Origin of the sequence: Kitasatospora cystarginea (assembly GCF_039533515.1) — a bacterium.
GTDB classification, from domain to species: Bacteria; Actinomycetota; Actinomycetes; order Streptomycetales; family Streptomycetaceae; genus Kitasatospora; species Kitasatospora cystarginea.
This window is the reverse complement of record NZ_BAAATR010000071.1, coordinates 1-17,039: the sequence shown is the minus strand read 5'-3', so window position 1 is coordinate 17,039 and position 17,039 is coordinate 1. Positions and strand designations below refer to the sequence as shown.

Annotated in this window: 18 protein-coding genes, 1 tRNA gene and 4 pseudogenes; 14 read left to right on the top strand and 9 right to left on the bottom strand. The window is 69.3% G+C overall.

Annotation, left to right across the window (positions count from 1 at the left end):
• Positions 1 to 168: pseudogene (locus ABD369_RS38240) on the top strand (IS5/IS1182 family transposase); the annotation flags it as partial.
• 103 nt (positions 169 to 271) lie between these two features.
• Here ABD369_RS38240 and ABD369_RS38235 read toward each other — a convergent pair.
• Positions 272 to 670: a VOC family protein gene (locus ABD369_RS38235; RefSeq protein WP_344641258.1), complete on the bottom strand. Its 399-nt coding sequence runs from the start codon at positions 668 to 670 to the stop codon at positions 272 to 274.
• A 94-nt stretch (positions 671 to 764) separates the two neighbouring features.
• Here ABD369_RS38235 and ABD369_RS38230 point away from each other — a divergent pair, with 94 nt between their 5' ends.
• The 5 genes from ABD369_RS38230 (at position 765) to ABD369_RS38210 (ending at position 6,163) form a co-directional block, all read left to right on the top strand.
• Entirely contained in the window at positions 765 to 1,754 is a 990-nt protein-coding gene (locus tag ABD369_RS38230) for a helix-turn-helix transcriptional regulator (RefSeq protein ID WP_344641257.1), read from the top strand.
• Positions 1,755 to 2,468: 714 nt separating this feature from the next.
• Entirely contained in the window at positions 2,469 to 3,593 is a 1,125-nt protein-coding gene (locus tag ABD369_RS38225) for an NYN domain-containing protein (protein ID WP_344641256.1), read from the top strand.
• Between the two features lie 185 nt (positions 3,594 to 3,778).
• Entirely contained in the window at positions 3,779 to 4,306 is a 528-nt protein-coding gene (locus tag ABD369_RS38220) for a SigE family RNA polymerase sigma factor (protein WP_344641255.1), read from the top strand.
• 24 nt (positions 4,307 to 4,330) lie between these two features.
• Positions 4,331 to 5,542, top strand: coding sequence for a hypothetical protein (locus ABD369_RS38215; RefSeq protein ID WP_344641254.1), 1,212 nt, complete (start codon positions 4,331 to 4,333; stop codon positions 5,540 to 5,542).
• A gap of 183 nt (positions 5,543 to 5,725) precedes the next feature.
• Positions 5,726 to 6,163 (top strand): hypothetical protein, encoded by a 438-nt coding sequence (locus ABD369_RS38210; RefSeq protein ID WP_344641253.1) that lies wholly within the window; start codon positions 5,726 to 5,728, stop codon positions 6,161 to 6,163.
• 211 nt (positions 6,164 to 6,374) lie between these two features.
• On the opposite strand, the gene ABD369_RS38205 is transcribed toward ABD369_RS38210, so the two are convergent.
• Entirely contained in the window at positions 6,375 to 6,881 is a 507-nt protein-coding gene (locus ABD369_RS38205) for a SigE family RNA polymerase sigma factor (RefSeq protein WP_344641252.1), read from the bottom strand.
• A gap of 549 nt (positions 6,882 to 7,430) precedes the next feature.
• Between ABD369_RS38205 and ABD369_RS38200 the strand changes: the two genes are divergently transcribed.
• Together ABD369_RS38200 and ABD369_RS38195 are read left to right on the top strand one after the other, a co-directional pair.
• On the top strand, positions 7,431 to 7,823 hold the full coding sequence (locus ABD369_RS38200; RefSeq protein WP_344641251.1) for a hypothetical protein: 393 nt from the start codon (positions 7,431 to 7,433) through the stop codon (positions 7,821 to 7,823).
• A 128-nt stretch (positions 7,824 to 7,951) separates the two neighbouring features.
• A tRNA-Met gene (locus tag ABD369_RS38195) sits at positions 7,952 to 8,025 on the top strand.
• On the opposite strand, the gene ABD369_RS38190 is transcribed toward ABD369_RS38195, so the two are convergent.
• Complete coding sequence (locus tag ABD369_RS38190; protein WP_344641259.1) at positions 8,007 to 8,264, bottom strand: zeta toxin family protein; 258 nt, start codon at positions 8,262 to 8,264, stop codon at positions 8,007 to 8,009. The genes ABD369_RS38195 and ABD369_RS38190 overlap by 19 nt on opposite strands.
• A gap of 185 nt (positions 8,265 to 8,449) precedes the next feature.
• Between ABD369_RS38190 and ABD369_RS38185 the strand changes: the two genes are divergently transcribed.
• Positions 8,450 to 9,103, top strand: a complete 654-nt coding sequence (locus ABD369_RS38185; protein ID WP_344641250.1) for a DUF7691 family protein — start codon at positions 8,450 to 8,452, stop codon at positions 9,101 to 9,103.
• Positions 9,104 to 10,008: 905 nt separating this feature from the next.
• On the opposite strand, the gene ABD369_RS38180 is transcribed toward ABD369_RS38185, so the two are convergent.
• A complete protein-coding gene (locus tag ABD369_RS38180; RefSeq protein ID WP_344641249.1) occupies positions 10,009 to 10,608 on the bottom strand; it encodes a cysteine hydrolase family protein in 600 nt (199 codons plus the stop codon).
• 85 nt (positions 10,609 to 10,693) lie between these two features.
• On the bottom strand, positions 10,694 to 11,938 hold the full coding sequence (locus tag ABD369_RS38175; protein WP_344641248.1) for an MFS transporter: 1,245 nt from the start codon (positions 11,936 to 11,938) through the stop codon (positions 10,694 to 10,696).
• Positions 11,939 to 12,076: 138 nt separating this feature from the next.
• Between ABD369_RS38175 and ABD369_RS38170 the strand changes: the two genes are divergently transcribed.
• Together ABD369_RS38170 and ABD369_RS41435 are read left to right on the top strand one after the other, a co-directional pair.
• The gene (locus ABD369_RS38170; protein ID WP_344641247.1) at positions 12,077 to 13,012 is read left to right on the top strand and encodes a LysR family transcriptional regulator; all 936 of its coding nucleotides are present in this window, start codon (positions 12,077 to 12,079) and stop codon (positions 13,010 to 13,012) included.
• A 104-nt stretch (positions 13,013 to 13,116) separates the two neighbouring features.
• Positions 13,117 to 13,266, top strand: a pseudogene (locus tag ABD369_RS41435) (Tn3 family transposase); the annotation flags it as partial.
• On the opposite strand, the pseudogene ABD369_RS38165 reads toward ABD369_RS41435, so the two are convergent.
• The 4 genes and pseudogenes from ABD369_RS38165 to ABD369_RS38150 all read right to left on the bottom strand — a co-directional run.
• A pseudogene (locus ABD369_RS38165) lies at positions 13,253 to 13,701 on the bottom strand (site-specific integrase); the annotation flags it as partial. The pseudogenes ABD369_RS41435 and ABD369_RS38165 sit on opposite strands and share 14 nt — an antisense overlap.
• Positions 13,702 to 14,323: 622 nt before the next feature.
• Positions 14,324 to 14,473, bottom strand: coding sequence for a hypothetical protein (locus ABD369_RS38160; protein WP_344641246.1), 150 nt, complete (start codon positions 14,471 to 14,473; stop codon positions 14,324 to 14,326).
• Between the two features lie 144 nt (positions 14,474 to 14,617).
• Positions 14,618 to 14,878: a hypothetical protein gene (locus ABD369_RS38155; protein WP_344641245.1), complete on the bottom strand. Its 261-nt coding sequence runs from the start codon at positions 14,876 to 14,878 to the stop codon at positions 14,618 to 14,620.
• Positions 14,875 to 15,225 carry a hypothetical protein gene (locus tag ABD369_RS38150; RefSeq protein ID WP_344641244.1) on the bottom strand — a complete coding sequence of 117 codons (351 nt, stop codon included), beginning with the start codon at positions 15,223 to 15,225 and terminating at the stop codon, positions 14,875 to 14,877. The genes ABD369_RS38155 and ABD369_RS38150 overlap by 4 nt, the downstream gene beginning before the upstream one ends.
• Before the next feature lie 82 nt (positions 15,226 to 15,307).
• Here ABD369_RS38150 and ABD369_RS38145 point away from each other — a divergent pair.
• The 3 genes and pseudogenes from ABD369_RS38145 to ABD369_RS38135 all read left to right on the top strand — a co-directional run.
• Positions 15,308 to 15,551: pseudogene (locus ABD369_RS38145) on the top strand (ATP-binding protein); the annotation flags it as partial.
• A gap of 43 nt (positions 15,552 to 15,594) precedes the next feature.
• The gene (locus tag ABD369_RS38140) at positions 15,595 to 16,032 is read left to right on the top strand and encodes a hypothetical protein (RefSeq protein ID WP_344641243.1); all 438 of its coding nucleotides are present in this window, start codon (positions 15,595 to 15,597) and stop codon (positions 16,030 to 16,032) included.
• Between the two features lie 328 nt (positions 16,033 to 16,360).
• Entirely contained in the window at positions 16,361 to 16,948 is a 588-nt protein-coding gene (locus tag ABD369_RS38135) for an IS5 family transposase (protein WP_344641242.1), read from the top strand.
• The last annotated feature ends 91 nt before the right edge of the window (positions 16,949 to 17,039 follow it).

The following is a 17,039-nucleotide window of genomic DNA, read 5'->3' as shown; positions in this document are numbered from 1 at the left end:
TGGGTGGTCGAACGGAGTCTCGGGTGGATCATGCTGCGGCGGCGCCTCGTCCGCGACTACGAGACCCTCCCGGCCAGCTCCGAGGCCATGATCCACGTTGCCTCGATCGACAACCTCACCAAGCGCATAACGGACGAAAGCACACCAACCTGGCGAGGAACCTACTAGGGCATAAAGGGCAATTCGCCCACACTAAACGCCCTCTCAGATGATCTGGTCCGTATGGAACGTGCCGTCGGAAGTGGCCCCTGCCCGGGCGGCCGTGCTGTCGTCAGCGGGCGAACTTCTCGATGGCCACCGGCGTGACGGGGGTGAAGAAGTTGACGAGGTTGCCGTCGGGGTCACGGAGCAGGAGCGAGCGGTTGCCCCAGGGCATCGTGGTGGGCTCGGTCACGAAGTCGGCGACGAAATCGGCCAGGTTCCGGTACACGCCGTCCACGTCGGCGACGAGGAATTCGATGATCACGGTGTTGTTGTCGGCCGGACGGGCGGAGCCGGGCGCGAACAGTGCCACGGTGCGGGTGCTGCCGATCGCGAGGGTCGCGCTGGCGGTCCGCAGTTCGGCGAAGTCCTCGGTGGACCAGTCCGCCCGCACTCCGGTGGCTCGCTCGTAGAAGTCGACGAGGCGCGCGATGTCGCCGGTGATGATCCGGGTCGAAACGAAGTCCATGGTGCTCTCCTCGGGTTGGTGAAGTCGTTGCACCTCGGACGCTAGAGCAAATAGTGGACAGAATCGGTCCGGTATCAACGCTAGGCTCGTGGACATGGCTCGACCTACCAGCCGCGTGCTCACCCTCCTGGAACTCCTGCAGTCGGGCGGCATCAGAACGGTGGCCGAACTCGCCGACCGGCTCGGCGTCGACGGGCGCACCGTGCGGCGGTACGTGGACCACCTGGTCGACCTCGACATCCCCGTCGAGGCGGTCCGTGGCCGCTATGGCGGGTACCGGCTCGCCCCCGGGTACCGCCTGCCTCCGCTCATGCTCAACGACGACGAGGCGCTCGCCGTGCTGCTCGGCCTCGTCGCCGGCCGCAGGACGGGGTTGCTGACGGCGACTGAGACCGCGGGCGAGACGGCAGCGGCCAAGATCCGCCGGGCACTGCCCGAGCGTCTGGCCCGTCGGCTCGACGCCGTCATGGAATCCCTCGCCTTCACGGCTCCGCCCGGGGAGTTGGCCACCCCGGAGACAGGGGTCCTGCTCGCCATCGCCGATGCGGTACGCCATCGCCGCCCGATCTCGATCAGGTACACCACCCGAGACGGCCGACGAAGCGAACGCACGCTGCACCCGTACGGGATCGTCACCCATACGGGCCGGTGGTACGTCACGGGCACCGATCCCGAGATCGGCGAGGACCGGACTTTCCGGCTCGATCGCATCGCGGACGCGAGGACGCTGCCAGGCTCGTTCGAGCCGCCCGCTGGACTCGATCCGGCACAGCGCGTCCTGTCAGGGCTTGCCAAGGCCGCGTACCGGCACGAAGTGACCCTGCGGATCCATGGGACGGTCGAACAGATCCGCACCCGACTTCCCGCCAGCGTCGCGAGCGTGGAGGGGCCCGCGCCCGCGGAAGGAACAGATCCGCACACCGAGCGTTGGCTCCATGTCGAGTTGAGAGCAGAGCGGCTCGACTGGTTGCCTCCCGTCCTCGCCTCGCTCGACCGGCCGTTCGTCATCGAGCGACCGGACGAACTCCGAGACCTCGTCATCGCGCTCGCCGACCGGCTCACCATCTCTGCCCGCCAAGCCTGACGTCGCCATCTACTGCGAGAATCCCCGCTGCGGGTTCCCAAGCCACTTGGCCTCCGGTCCGCACGGGTCGGGCACCGGGACATCAGGGACGGACCAGATCAACTGAGACAACACCCGACATCCAGGCTTCCGGGACCAGACCACTTGAGATCTTCGGCGGTCCGGCGTCTCGATTGTTCTGGTCGCCGCAGGTCACGGCCCTGGATCCGGACCAGATCAGTTGAGACGGGACACCAAACTTCGGTGAGACGGGTCAATGTCCTGTGACAGCTGATCTTGACCGTTTGCCAAGCGATCTTGACCGCCGGACTATCAGCGGCAGGTCCAGTAGCTGTTGCGGGCTGGCTGCCTGCGTCGCCCATCGGTCGGGCGAGTCACCACAACCGCCGTCCTCGTACGAGACCCGGTCGCCCGCCGCGACGAACACCAGCCTGTCCGTTGGCCAGGCGGGGGCCATGGCTTGGGAGACCGCGGACACCATGCCGAACGGCACAGCCCGGGTGCTCGCGGACTCCGACGGCATGCCGATCGGCACATGGTCCTCTCCCGGCCGTTGGACGAGGCTTGGAGCCGGCAACGCATCCGTACGGGTGCGCCCCACCGCTCGGCCGTACGGTCTCCCGATCGACCTCTCTGGACCGGTACGCGCTCGGCGGCAGCCTTTGACCCACGAGACGACTCCCGCCCAGGGCGGTGAGGGAGAGGACGCCCGCGATGGCCGGAGCAGTCGTTGAAGCGCACCAGGAGGAAAGTCCGACGGCGACCGCGCAGGCCGCTTCCCGGCGCTGGTGGTCCAGGTGGCCCGAGTGGTCCTCATACCTGGCGGTTGCGTGGTCCCTGCTCTACGGGCTGGCCGGACTGTACTGGGCCCTGGGGGGTGAGGGATACCCCTTCCGGAAGACGGCCGACGACCGTGCCTCGGCATCGATCCTCGAACCCAGCAGCGCCTCCGTGGTCGCGCCCGTGATCGCGGTGTTCTGCGCGGTCGGCGCGCTCGTCGGGGTGCTCATGATCCGCGGCTGGGGAACCGCCTGGCAGCGCAAGGCGCTGCTGGCCTACGGATGGCTGTCCGTCTGCGTGCTGACCTTCCTGGTTCCCGACTACTCACTGCTCGGTCTGCTGGTGTTCTCGCCACTGCTGCTGGTGTTCGCCTTCACCGGTGTGCCGGGGAACCAGACCCTGGGCGACATCCTGTACTGGCACCGCGGGAACCTGGTCATCGTCTTCGTCGGCGGTCTGCTGTGGGCCGCGATGACGCTGGCGTACCAGCGGCGCACCAGCGGGCAGTGCGGGCGGTGCGGGCGCGGCGCCGGGGCCGCCGCGCCGTGGACCGAGGCGGCCACCGCGCTGCGCTGGGGGCGCTGGGCGGTGTGGACAGCAGTGATCTCGACCCTCCCCTACGACATCACCCGACTCGCCTGGTACTTCGGCTGGCCGTTGGGGATCAGCGACGCGTTCCTGAAAGACATGCGGGACACGCCGTACATGCTGGAGATCGGCCTGGGGCTGGGGATCGTCTCCACACTGGGCAGTCTCCTGACGCACGGTCTGGTCAGCCGGTGGGGTGAGGTGTGGCCGCGCTGGGTGCCCGTCAAGAGGGGCAAGAGGATCCACCCGGCCACCGCGATCGTTCCAGCCTCGATCGTGTCGGTCGTCCTGATCCCCGGCGGGCTGATGAACATCCGGGGCTACGACGCCGCGATGCCGGGCACCAACGGACCCGGCATGTTCTGGCTGGTGTGGGGAGCGGCACTGGGCGTCGCGACCTACTCGTACTACCTGCGACGCCGTGGCGGGTGCCGGTACTGCGGACAGGGACAGCGCTTGTCCACGCTCTGACAGACGGCACCCCGGCGCCCGCTGTTTCAAGAAGCGATCTCCGCCGGTTCGGGAAACTCTCCAGCGGCCGCCAGAGGATCGCCGAGAGATCGACGCCGTGACCCTCGGACATACTGGCCATGCCTTGAGTACGGATCGTCCAACTGGCCTGGGACGCGACGACAGGCACGTCGCGTTAAATAGACATGAAGCATCCATCGACCAGTCCCGGTCCGGCGCAGCCGCCGGACTTCCGGGAGTTCGCGGCCTCGCGAGGGCGTCATCTCCTGCGCACCGCATACCTGTTGACGGGTGGTGACGCACATCTCGCGGAGGACCTCGTACAGGAAGCCCTGGGCAGGATCTACGGACGATGGCGCAAGATAGCCCGGTTGGGGAATCCGGCCGGTTACGCCCAGACCGTGCTGGTCAACACCTTCCTGTCCCACCGCCGGCGGCGGGCGAGCAGTGAGCGGGTGACCGACACCTTTGACGAGGTCGCGGTCAGCGATCCCGACCCCTCACTACGGCTGACCCTGCTACGGGCGTTGAGCGCGCTGCCCCCGCAGGACCGCGCCGTGCTGGTGCTGCGCTTCTGGGAGGACCGCAGCGTCGAGGAGACCGCCGCCGCGCTCCAACTGAGCGCCAGCGGTGTCCGCTCGCGCAGCAGCCGGGCGCTGGAGCGCATCCGCGCTGTCCTCGGCGACCAACTCGACGAGTTCGTCCGTCACTGATCCTCTCAGGAGAGTTCTCCCACCATGCCTTTCGACAACGCCTTCTCCGAACTGCTGCGGGACGCCGCCGATCTCGCCCCCGACACGCCCGGCGACGTGCTCGCCGATGCCGGCGAACGCCTCGGCCGGAGCCGCGTCCTCCGCCGCCGCGCTGCCACGGCCGCCGGCGCGTGCGCCGCGCTGGCGCTGGCCGGTCTGTTCAGCGTCGCCATACAGCCGGGCGGCGTGACCGCACCGGCGGCCAGCCGCCCACGGACCAACCCAGCCATCACCGGCCAATTCATGATCGACACCCTGACCTCCCTGCTCCCTCCCGGCCGGATCGACGACACATACGGCGAGGGCTCCAGCGCCCCACAGGGCGGCCCCATGGCCCACGTCGCGTACGACGACGGCCACGGCGCCTCGGCGATCACCCTCAGCACCGACTGGGTCGCACTGCCGATCAGTGCGGGGACCCAGGGCACTCAATGCCCGGATCCGACCGAGCGTCCCACCGAAGGCTGTACCCGAACCGTAGGAACGGACGGCTCGATCCTCGTCATCGAGAAGTTCAAGCCCGAGCCCGGTGGCGGCCCCACCTCCACCTGGACCGCGATCTGGACCGGCCCCGACGGCCGCCGCGTCCGCCTCGACGAAATGAACTCCCGCACCGCCGGCCCGCCGCTGACCCGCGCCGAACCCGCCCTGTCTGCCGACCAGTTGGCCGCCGTGGTGAGCAGCCCGGCCTGGAACCCGGTGTTCGAGGTGTTCACCACCTCCACCAACACCCCCGCGAGCCCCCAACTCCCCCTCCCCAGCGCCATCTTGTCTACCGCCGACAGCCTCCTGCCGTCCGGCATCCAGCGCGACCACGGCAGCGCTCCGCAGACCACCCCGGGCATGGCCCACCTCACAGTCACCGTCGACGGGCGGACCAGTCTGCTGTCCATCTCGGTCACGCCCCACTGGATGAAGGACCACAACCCCCGAAGCCTCTTCAACAACCTCGCAACCGGCCAGCAGCTAACCCACACCCAGAACGGCGCCGACGTCATCACGTCGACCTACGGCACCACCAAGAGCTCCCCCACCCCACCCGTCCGCTGGCTCGCCGATGCCCTCCTCCCCGACGGCACCCGAGTCAGCATCTCCGAAAACAACGGCACCACCGGCTACGACGCCCAACCTGGCACCCCGGCCCTGACCCTCGACCAGCTCACCACCCTCGCCACCGCCCCCGCCTGGCAGCAATAACAAGAAGGCCCGACCGCAACGGTCGGGAGCCGTCGCATGGCGGTGGCGGGTGCAGGCAGGGCAGTGAAGACAGTCCAGTCCCTGCGGCAGGATGCAGCGCCCAGCCGAATCGGCCTTCTTCCGTGTGCTCGTCGAGCCGGTCCAGGTCACGACCAGCTGATCGGCGCATCGGGGCACGAAACGATGCCGGACGAGATATCCGGAATCCAGCTGCGGCCCGTCATTTCAGTCTTTCGGGCCGCAGCTGGTCCGGCCTTCTCCTATCGGGACTGGCTCGCCGTCGGGGTCGCCGTCGGGGTCGCCGTCGGAATCGCGGTCGGAATGGGGGTGCCGGGAGCCGTCGGGGTCACCGTCGGAATCGCGATCGGAGTCGCCGTCGGAATGGGGGTGCCGGGAGCCGTCGGGGTCACCGTCGGAATCGCGGTCGGGATCACCGTCGGAATGGGGGTGCCGGGAGCCGTCGGGGCCACCGTCGGAATCGCGGTCGGGATCACCGTCGGAATGGGGGTGCCGGGAGCCGTCGGGGTCACCGTCGGAATCGCGGTCGGGATCACCGTCGGAGTCGCCGTCGGAACGGGCGCGGGGGTGGACGTGGTGGTGGAGGTCGGGGTGGTGGTGTGATGGTCATGGGCGAAGGCGGCGGGAAGGCCCACACCGACTCCGGTGAGGAGCAGGAGGGAGCCGCCTGTCATGAGGGCTGCCCGGGTGCGGCGGCGCGCCCGCACGCCAGCCTGCAGGCGCTCGCGGTGCCGGGGTTCGAAGGGGGTGTGTTCCTGGGTGTCGCGCATCATGCGTGCCAGCTCCTGTTCGAAATGATCCATGTGTTTCTCCCTCACCCCACCGGCTCGCTGACTTCGGTCAGGGCCTGCCGCAGTTTCGCCACCCCGCGCGACGTCAGGGAGCGGGCGGTGCCCACTGGGCAGCCCATCACCTCGGCGACCTGGCGCTCCGGCAGATCCTGGTAGTAGCGCAGGACGACCGCGGCCCGCTGCCGGGCCGACAGGAGGGCGAGTGCGGCCTCCAGCCGGGTGCGTTCCTCCACGACGGCGGCCAGATCCTGACAGCCGGCCGTCTCGGGCAGTTCCTCGGTGGGACGTTCGCCCCACCAGCGCCGACGGGCCGAGCGGGCCGCCGCACGCACCAGAACCTGACGCACGTACGCCTCGGGGGCTTGCCCGGCGACCTTCGGCCAGGCGGACCACAGCTTGAGGAGCCCGTCCTGAAGCAGGTCCTCGGCCCGGTGCCGGTCTCCGCCAGTGAGCAGGCGCGCGAGGTGGAACAGCGCCGACCAGCGAGCCGCGACGAACTCATCGAAACCATCCGCTCGCGACTGCCTCACCCAGCACCGCCTCTCCAACCTCCGAACGCCTGTACCTGTTGAAAGGCACTGGCGCCCGGCCCACTATGCACCTTCTCCCTGTGAACTGGATCACGTGCGAGGAAAGGGTCCCCGGCGCGTATCGCGACACCCATGACTCTCTTGCCGGGTCTACTGCCTCTCGAGAGCGCAGGGTAGAGCGTTCATTTCTCTTCCTACGTCGCTCCGGTCCTGTCGGGCGGCTCTGGGTTCAGACACAGGTAGGCCCGGGCGAACGCGGCCCGCCACAACGGGGCCGCCGTCCACGCCTACCGGCACTGGAGGACCGCGTACCCGCCCACCGGCCACGAGGGCTACCCGCCCGTCGCCCTGGTCCTCACCCCCGGCCGCAAACGCACCCGGCCCGGCACCCCAACGTCACCGCGGACCTGCTGGATCGGCTGCTGACGGACCCAGAGCCCGAGGCCGCCGAGGACGCCGCGGCCAACCCCATGCTGTCGCGGGCCCGGATGGACCGCATCCTCGCCGAGGCCAGCCTCTGACGGCCGCCCCAGGGGCACGGCTCGAACAGTGGCCGGACAGTGGGGGGCAGTCCTCCAGGATCCGGCGGTCGGTCCAGCAGACGCACACGCCGCCAACCTGCGGCTCAGGCCCCGCGGACTCCAGCGCCTTCTTCACCGTCAGGAAGCCGACGCCGTACTTCCGCTGGAGGGCACGGTTCGACAGGCCCCCGAGCGGTGCCCCTTCTTCAAGAGCCGACACCGCCCCTGCCCCGAGGCGCTGGCCGCCAAGATCCAGACCGTCCCGCACTGGGAGTACAGCTGGGCCGTCGCCCAGCCCGGGGGCAGGAACGTCGGCGATCTGGAGAAGCTCGGCAAGGAGGGCTGGGAGGCGGTGGGCCCGGTGAACGCGTACACCGGTGACCGCTGGAACTTCCTCCTCAAGCGCCCACTCGCCGACTGACCGATTCCGGCGGAGGCGAACTCGTCGAACTCCTCGCCGAGGGATGTGAGTTCGGCCTCCGCCGGCCTGCGATCGACGACATTCGGTTTCCCCTACGAAGAACTGTGCCGTAGGGTCGGTGTCACCGACGCGGGGTGGAGCAGCTCGGTAGCTCGCTGGGCTCATAACCCAGAGGTCGCAGGTTCAAATCCTGTCCCCGCTACTCAGTGGTCGCAGGGCCCGGAGGATCAGTCCTCCGGGCCCTGCGCGTTTCCCGGCCGGCGGTCTCGATGCCCGGCCGGTGCGGGAGTCCTCGGCCAGCAGCCGCGTATACCAGGGGTGGGCGGCTTTGTAGAGGTCGCCGCAGATCCGTACCGCACCCCCGCGCCGGGCCAGCGCTGCCTGCATGAGATCGGCGACCTCGGTCTTCCCAGCACCGGGCCACCCGGCTACCAGGACCACCACGGGCACGCCTCCGACAGTGCCCGGGGCGGCCTCTACCGCCGGAGCTGACGCAGCCGAACGGCGGCTCACACTGGGGGCCGCGCCCTTGGACGCCGGTGGGGCGGCACCGGAACCAGCAGGCACTCAAGCGGGCCATGCACCCCGCCTGCCCGGTGTCGGTGGCGGCTGGCATGCTAGCGATCATGAGCCGGATCATCTCGTACAACACCGCCGACAAAGCCGACGTCCTGGGGTTCCTCGGAGCCGCCGGAAGCCTTACGTCCGACCAGCAACGCGTCCTCGGCATGATGCGCGAGAGGGCACAGAGGAGCCAGCTCGAACTCGACCGCCAGGGCATCGACTGGGGCTTGTCCATCCCTGACGCGCTCGACCACCTTCTGGCCGGTCACGCGAGTTCGGACGCCGAGTACGCGGCCGGCGCCTACTATCGCGCTCTCCAGCACATCATCGACTGCAACGCGTCGGATCCCGCCGATCTCGGTGTCTATTCCAAGCCTTCCACCTTCTTCGGCCTGGTTGACGACGAACTGCGCCGCCTGGGCGTGAGTGCCGATCTGCTGCTGCACGACCATCTGTTCTTCGGGCCGCCGGAGGAGATCCCTTTCCACATCCCCTACCCCGTGGACGGCCCGCACATCGGCATGTTCCCCCTGGCCAAGGCCAAGCCCGCTGCCGACGCCTACCGTGCCGTGCTGGACCGCATGGACGAGAGCTTCCGTTACGACGTCCGAGAACTGATCGACAAGCTTGAGTTCGAGTACAACGAATGGGAGTACGCCACGAAGAACATCGACTGGTACACCCAGGACACGATCTTCTTCTCCATCACTGGCTGACCGACCAGGATGCGGCACCCAGGCCGTTCGCTGGCCCCGGGGCCGTTGCCGAGATGTGCCCCCGGCGCTCCTCTCGCCGCCGGCCAGTGGCGCGAAGGCGACCGACGCCTTCAGGACCGGCCGCGCCGACCGACCGGCCGTCGCGCATCGACATCGACAGCAAGAGACCGGCACGTGTCGCAGGCCGTCGGCCTCAGCGGGGACCACGAGTACCCGTACCCGGCCAACCCTTCCTGCTCGATGTCCACACTGCAGAACGTCAACGTGGTCACGACGACATGCTCGACCTCAGTGGCACCGGACTCGTCTACAGCAGCACACCATCGGTCTGTGGTCGGCCGATACGGCGGACGCAGTCACAGGCACAGAAACCAGCGAGAAGCTGATCGACAGCTTGGCGATCGCAGTCGGCATCGCGCGCCTCGTCCACTCCATGTTGCGCCCGATGCAGGTGGCGGCTGGGATCCTGGCGGGCACGGACGATGAGGTGCTGACCCGGGGATCAGCCTGCGCGGGCGGCGATGTCGCAGGTGGGGCGGATCCGCCCTGCCCAGCCCGGTGGGTACCAGTGGCCGCCAGGGCCAGCCGGCTGCCAGTGCTCGACCAGCATCGCGCCGGTGTTCTGCCCGCACATCGTGGTCGTCCGGTGCGCCAGATCCCGGACGGCACAGCAGTGAGTGCCGCAATGTGCGCGACGCGGACCACCCAACGGGCAGGGGGCCGACTCTCGGAGACGGCAGCAATTGTCGGTGCCCCAAACGTGACCATGGCCCCATGCTGTCTCGCGGTCCAGCCCGCCGAATCATGTGCAAGGTCCAACTCGACTCCCCCCGCGGGGGATGGAGACGTTCGGCTTCGACCGGACAGCCACCGACACCCGACCGCCCGCACACCAACCGAGCCCATCACTCGACCCGGAGCAGGGCGTGCAGCTCGGCGCTGTCGACGATGTGGGCCCGTGAGGGGAGGACCCGACTGAGCAGGATGTCGTGGACTTCGGTGTCTGGGTCGGCGACGCCGTCGGACAGGACGTAGAGCTGGTAGTCGCGGTCGGCCGCGTCGATGACGGTGGACAGGACGGCACCGCTGGTACTGATGCCGGAGACGACCAGAGTGGTGATGCCGCGTTCGCGCAGCTGCTGGTCGAGATCGGTGGTGGACATGCCGCCGTAGCGGATCTTGCGCACGATGATGTCGCCGTCCTGGGGAGCCAGGCGCTCGTGGATGGCAGCGGCAGGGTCCTCGTGGTGCATGACACGGTGTCGAGCCAGCGGGGCGAAGGACTTGTTGACGGCGGGGGTCGCGTCCCAGTCGGCCTCGGTGAGGCCGACGCGTACGTAGGCGATGGTGCCGCCCGTTGCGCGAACGTCGGCGATGGCCCCTTCCATGCGACCGAGCAGGGCCTCGCGGTCCCCGTCTTCGGGAAGCGCGGCCAGGATCGCGGGCTGGCAGTCCATGACGAGAAGAGCGGTGTGCGCGGGGTCGAGTGCGGGGGCAGTGCTCATACGGATGTTCTCCTTGCTGATGATGTGCCACGCGTACCGGCGGACCGGCTGCGCCCTGCGGGCTTGAGCGGTGGTTTGCGGTGGGTCATGCGTGGCTGCGGGCCGGTTCCGGCGTGTGCTGCGACGTCTGGTCGCGTCGGGGGAGCAGGAACGGGCTGGCCAGGATGAGCAGTCCCGCGACCGTGAGAGTGGTGCGTGGGCTGGTGACGTCGGCGAGCAGCCCGCCGAGCGCGGTGAGGACGGCGATGGACGCCTGCTGGCCGATCGACCAGGCCGACAGGGTGCGGGCGACGAGGTGCTTGGGCGTGCGTTCGAGCCGGTAGGTGGCGAGCACCGGGGTGTACAGGCTCATGTTGATGATGATCGCCAGCTCGACGGTCATCACGGTGACAAGGCCGACGATGCCGGGGCGGACGAAGGCCAGGCCGATCAGCCAGACGGCGCGCAGGGTGCCGACGGTCCGGAAGACCCGGTGCCGGCCGTAGCGGGCCACGACACAGCGGGCCAGCCGGGAGCCGATGAGTCCGCCGAGACAAGGGGCGGCGAAGGCGAGGCCGTACTGCCAGGGCGGGAACCCGAGCTGGCGCAGGAGGAGCATGGCCAGCAGCGGCTCGGTGGCCATGATCAGACCGGAGACAAGCATGTTGTTGAGGTAGAGCGCCCGCAGACCGGGATCGCCCATGATGTGTCGCCAGCCGTCGAGCAATACGCCCGCCCGAACCGGGCTTTTGTCGGATGGTTGCGGCGCTTCTTCTCTGCCGCGGATCGCGGTGATGCCCAGCGCGGAGAGCAGGTAGCTGAGCGCGTCGGCCACCACGGTGGTGACCGGCCCGAACAGGCTGATCGCCGCCGCGCCCAGCGGTGGCCCGACCGCGATGGAGCTCCAGTTCGTGGACTCGAACCGCGTGTTGGCCACCAGCAGGTCGTCTGGTCGGACGAGGGCCTTGAGGTAGGCGCCGCTGGCCGCGTTGAACGCGATCTTGGCCGCGGTGACCACAGCCGAGATCACGAGCAGCTGGATGAAACCGAGCCAGCCGAGGGCATAGGCGATCGGGATCGTCGCCATGGCCGCGAACCGGGTCAGGTCCATCGCGATCATGACCGGGCGCTTGCGCCGGAACTCCACCCACGGTGCGAGTGGCACCGCGATCAGCGCCCCCACCGCGGGCCCCACCGCGGACAGCGCGGACACCTCGGCGGGGCTGGCGTGCAACACCAGCACGGCGATCAGTGGTAATGCCCCGAACCCCAGCCCGGTCCCGTACGCGCTCACCGCGTACGCCGCCCACAGCCAGCCGAACTGCCGGCCCAACGGCCTCCTGCCCACCATGCTCAGCGCGCCCCTTGATGTCCCACTCGAACAAACTGACGTTGACCGGTGAGAGCTAAGCGGGCGACACAACAGCAGGTCAAACAACTACCATGCCTGCTCTCCACAACGATCCGTTGTTCACTAAGGTGGGTCGGCGTGGATCTCGAAGCCGTACGTACCTTCGTCGCCGCCGCGGAAGCGCGCCAGTTCCAGAAGGCCGCCATCGACCTGTCGGTCACCCAACAGGCCGTCTCCAAGCGCATCGCCGCGCTGGAGCGCGACCTCGGCGTGCGGCTGTTCACCCGCACCCCGCGTGGCACCGAGCTCACCATCGACGGGCAGGCGTTCCTGCCCCACGCCCGCGAGCTGCTGCGCATCGCCGAACGCGCCGTCGCCTCCGTGCGCACCGGCCGCCGTCCGCTGCGCGTCGACGTGCTCTCCTCGCGCGGCGCGCAGTCGGGCCTGCTGCGCGGCTTCCACCACGCGCACCCCGACATCGACCTCGACGTGCTGATGCTGTTCGAGATCGAGACGGCCGTCGCCGCCATCCGGTCCGGTGAGATCGACGCGTCCTTCCGCGCCGTCGCCGCGCCCGGCCGGCCCCTTCCCGAGGACATCGAGTCCGTCCGGGTGCTCGACGAGCCGCTCCAGCTCCTCACCGGGCCCGCCCACGCGCTGGCGGGCGCCCGGTCGGTGACCGTCGCCCAGCTCGTCGGGCACCGGATCTGGATGCCCGGCATCGTCCCCGGTACCGAGTGGGGCGCCTACTACGACGACCTCGTCGCCGAGTTCGGCCTCACCATCGAGGCGACCGGCCCCAACTTCGGCTCCGACGCGCTCCTCGACACCATCGCCGACACCCCGGCCCTGGCCACCTTCATGGGCGAGCACACCCGCCTCATCTGGCCCGCCGGCCACGGCCTGCGCCGCATCCCGGTGACCGACCCGACGCCCGTCTACCCGCACTCGCTCCTCTGGCACCGTGACAACCCCCACCCGGCGCTGGCCGCCCTCCGCGGCCACCTCGCCGCGACAGCGGCCGGCCACGACGCCGCCGGGACCTGGAGGCCGGGCTGGGTGATTCCGCGCTGAACGACGCCGCGTTTTCGATCATCACGGCCGGATCGACGGACGGTAACTCGGGGGCAGACGTGGCTATCGGCATGCTCCCGCTCTCCCCTCCGTAGGCCTCCACCACCGCGAGCTACAGCGATATCGTCTTCGGCCTGCTCACCCCCGCCGGATACACGTACGCGCCGCAGCTAGCCGACCTGCCCGACCAGAAGATGTGGCGCATCGACCAGCTCGGCCAGCTCTGCCGGGCGCAGGCGGTCAAGGGCGGGCGTCGCCGGGGGCGAGCAGGCTGGTCAGCTCTGAGATCGCCTCCGGGGAAGGCTCGAAGTAGCGGCGGAGGTTCTCCGGCTTCTTGTGCCGGGACTTCGCCATCAGCATCAGCAGCGAGGCGCCCTGCTTGCCGAGGTGCGTTAGTCCAGAGTGGCGGTACTCGTGCAGGTCCCAGCCTGTCCCCGGGCCGCGCAGGGCGGTGTGCTCGTCGAGCAGCGCGCGAGCCTGCCCGTACGACAAGCGGGCCAGGCCCGTGTCCGGGCGGCGGTGGGTGACGAACACCGGCCCGCGGGTTCGGCCCTTGAGAAGCCGGGGCAGCAGCCGGGCGGTGCCGGCGTCCTATACACGGTCTCCAACACGTACTCCTCGCGCGTCGCGCCGCGGTGGCGGACCTTGGGCTGGGCGCCCTTCGCCTTCACCGGGCAGCGGCGGCCGGCGGCTTCGATCTCGTTGCACGCCGACTCCACGGCGAACCTTGAACCTGACTCAATGGCGGCTTCCGAGCCCCGCACCGGTTGCGGTCGCGGCGGCTGCGCCTGCTTGGGTTCCGGCCTCGGTGGCCTCCACACCCCGGATCGGGTGTGCCGCGCGTGGATGATCTGCTCAACGGCAGGCGTCCGGAAGCCCTCCAGGGTCATGTGGCAGTCGTCGAGGCCGAACCACTCGGTCTCCCGAGCGAAAGCCTGCGTGCCGATCCTCACCCGCCGAGCGGTTCCGACGCTGTCGAACCCCACCCGGTGCACGTACCAGCGTCTCATCGTCGACCGGCACGGACACGCCCAGGACCGACTCCACCGCCTCGTCGGCCCACGCCGGGGCCACCTCGCCGTCCAGGTGCAGGCGCAGCCCGCGGGCCTGGCGCACCCACTGGATGTCCACGACAGAGCCCAGCGGTGTGCCGTAGCTGATGCTGGCCTGCTGGCCGCGCGCCTTCAGCCAGGCTGCGGCCGCGGACTTCGCGTACAGGTGGTCGGCGCTGGCAACGTCCCGGGCCCGGAGGCCGCATACGTGCAGGCTGGTCGGGTCGGGGAAGTGCGCGAAGTGGCACACCCGGTCGGTTTAGAGCTTGGTGGTGAGCTGGGCGCCGCAGCCGTCGAGCAGTAGCCCGCACCAGAAGGTGTGCTCGGCGTAGTGCTGGCGGAAGGCGTCCAGCTCGATCGCTTCCAACGGCAGGAGCAGTGGCTCCTCCGACTCCGCGCTGCCCAACACCGCCGTCTGGATACGCCGCTTGTCCCCCGGCAACGACAACCCAACTCGACCCTGACCATGGTCACTTCATCGTGCCATCGCGCCGTGCCGGGCACCGGGGGAACAGCACAAACCCCCCTCAGCCCGGCCCTGCGATGTCGGGGATCAGAGTGCCGGCGGTGGCGTGACCTGGCAGACGACGACAAGCTCCAGGCGCGGAACCACGTAGTAGGCGAGCAGGCCACCGGCGACGTCGAGGTAGCGCATCGGCTCGCCGCTGCCCTGGTAGGAGGTGCCGTCGAGGTAGAGCGCTTCCGCAACGCGGACGAGTTCGGCCGCCCGGTGTTCGACGGCAGCGAGGAAGTCGGCAGGGCAGCCGCCGACGACCTGTCCCTGGTCGGGAAGGTACTCCCAGGTCCAGTTCACCCGGTCACCGCCGCATAAGCGGCGCGATAGAGCTCGGCGACCTGGATGGCATGCTGCCGGCACTCGGCAGCGGTGTCGGCGTGGTTGGCGAGGTAGTTCGCCCGGTGGAAGGCCTGCGCGGTCTCCGGCACCCGCTCGATCTCGACGACGGCGGCCCAGTGGTCCACAAACGAGCGGAGCGGCTGGACACTGCCGGCCTCGATGGCCTCCGCCATCGCCCGGGTCTGCCCATCGATCATCTCCGGAAGCCGGTCCACGGCAACAACCGCCAGCGCGGCCTTCAGCGCGGCCGGGGACTTCTCCGGGCGCGGGATGAGCTCGACCCCATTGGGCACCGGCTGAGTCACGACGGAACTCCTCTCCTCGGGGCGAGGCTACTCCGTACGGTGGCCAGCATCCTCACGTGACCCCACGCGGGACCATCCCCGCGAGCGCGGGGCCGACGAACTGGACCGCCGCGGCGCCGAGATGCTGTTCCAGGTTCTGACGGAAAGGGAGGAGAAGGCCAGCGTGGCCATCGCCTCGAACGAATCGTTCGGAGGTGAAGACCTTCACCGACCCCCGGCTCTGTGCGGCCATCGTGGACCGTCTCACCTTCAACGGCACCATCCTCGAGACCGGCACCGAGTCCTACCGACTCGCCCAGACCAAAGCCAAGCAGCAGCGCCGCTAGGAAATCGAATGGAGATCAACGACACCCCTGGCAGGCTGGGGGCATGGTGTCTCCCGACGATCAAGAACTGAGCGCGGCCATTCAAGCTGCCGACTCGCCGGACTGGTCCGTTCGCGCAGCGGTCGGTCGGCGACTCGCAGCGTCGGACAAGATCGACGAAGTGGCGGACGTCCTCCACCGGCTCCTCTTGGATCTCCGAGACTCCGCGGTCACCCAGGAGACGGCCGAGGCACTGCTCGCACGCAAGGACACCGCTGGCCTCCGCAGCGTGCTCCTGGCCAGCAGCCAGGCTGCCGAGTTCTGGACCATAGATCAGCTTGGGGACGCTCTGGAGTGCAACCCCGAGTGGATGACGACCGAAGGCGCGGACCGGCTGATCCAACAGCTGAATGAGCTCACCGCGGATGACGACGCCGGGGTCCGCGACGAGGCCCAAAGGATCCTCTCGGGTCTGCGTGGCGGTCGACGAGGAAGCCGTTGAGAAGCGATCCGCAAACCCGTCACGGGGCTTGGGAATAGCACGAGTATTCGCGAGTGACCGATTCGGGTGATCTCGGTGTTGTCGCGGCATGAAGACAGGGCCCCTGTACAGCTTGGAGGTTGTCGAGACCGAAAAGCTGCGAGGAGGCCCTGTTGCCGCTTTTGTACGCCGCCGCCGTGGGCGGCGGCAACTCCGCTCCCCAAACGTGTGACTGCCTCGCACACCGGTACGGCAACGCGGGCGACCACGGCGAGCGCGTTCGACGCTACAACAGCGACATGATCGACGCCGAGTGGGCGGCCGTGCGGGACCTGCTGCCGGCGCCGGCGTGGATGAGCGCCGGGGCGGGCGGCCGGAGGGCTACTGCCACCGCCAGACACTCGACGCAATCCGCTACCTCGTCGACAACGGCGTCAAATGGGCCGCGCTGCCCGCCGACTTCCCGCCGTACAAGCGGGTCCACGCCTTCTTCACCCGCTGGCGCGACACCGGCCTGCTGACCGAGTTCCACGACCGGATGCGCGCCGCCGTCCGCACCACGGAGGGCCGCGACCCCGAGCCGACCGCGGCGGTCGTCGACTCCCAGTCGGTCAAGGCCGCGGCCAGCGTGCACAGTGCGACGCGCGGCTACGACGGCGCGAAGAAGATCAACGGCCGCAAGCGACACCTGGTCGTCGACACCCTCGGCCTGCTCCTGATGATCCTGGTCACGCCCGCCGACGCTGGCGACCGGGCCACCGCCGAAGACATGCTCCCCGCACTGAAGGCCAAGTTCCGCCACCTGCACAGGATCTGGGCCGACAGCGGCTACACCGGCGACCTCGTCGCCTGGGCGAAGACTAAGCTCGCCCTGATCGTGGAGATCGTCAAGCGCACCGACGACCTGTCCGGCTTCCGCGTCGTCCCGCGCCGCTAGGCCCGTACTTCGCGGGTCGTTGAATCGAATGGTTCGGGCCCGGGAACGGTGTCCAAGGCCGCCCCGGTGGCGTTGGATTGGGTGTGTCGAT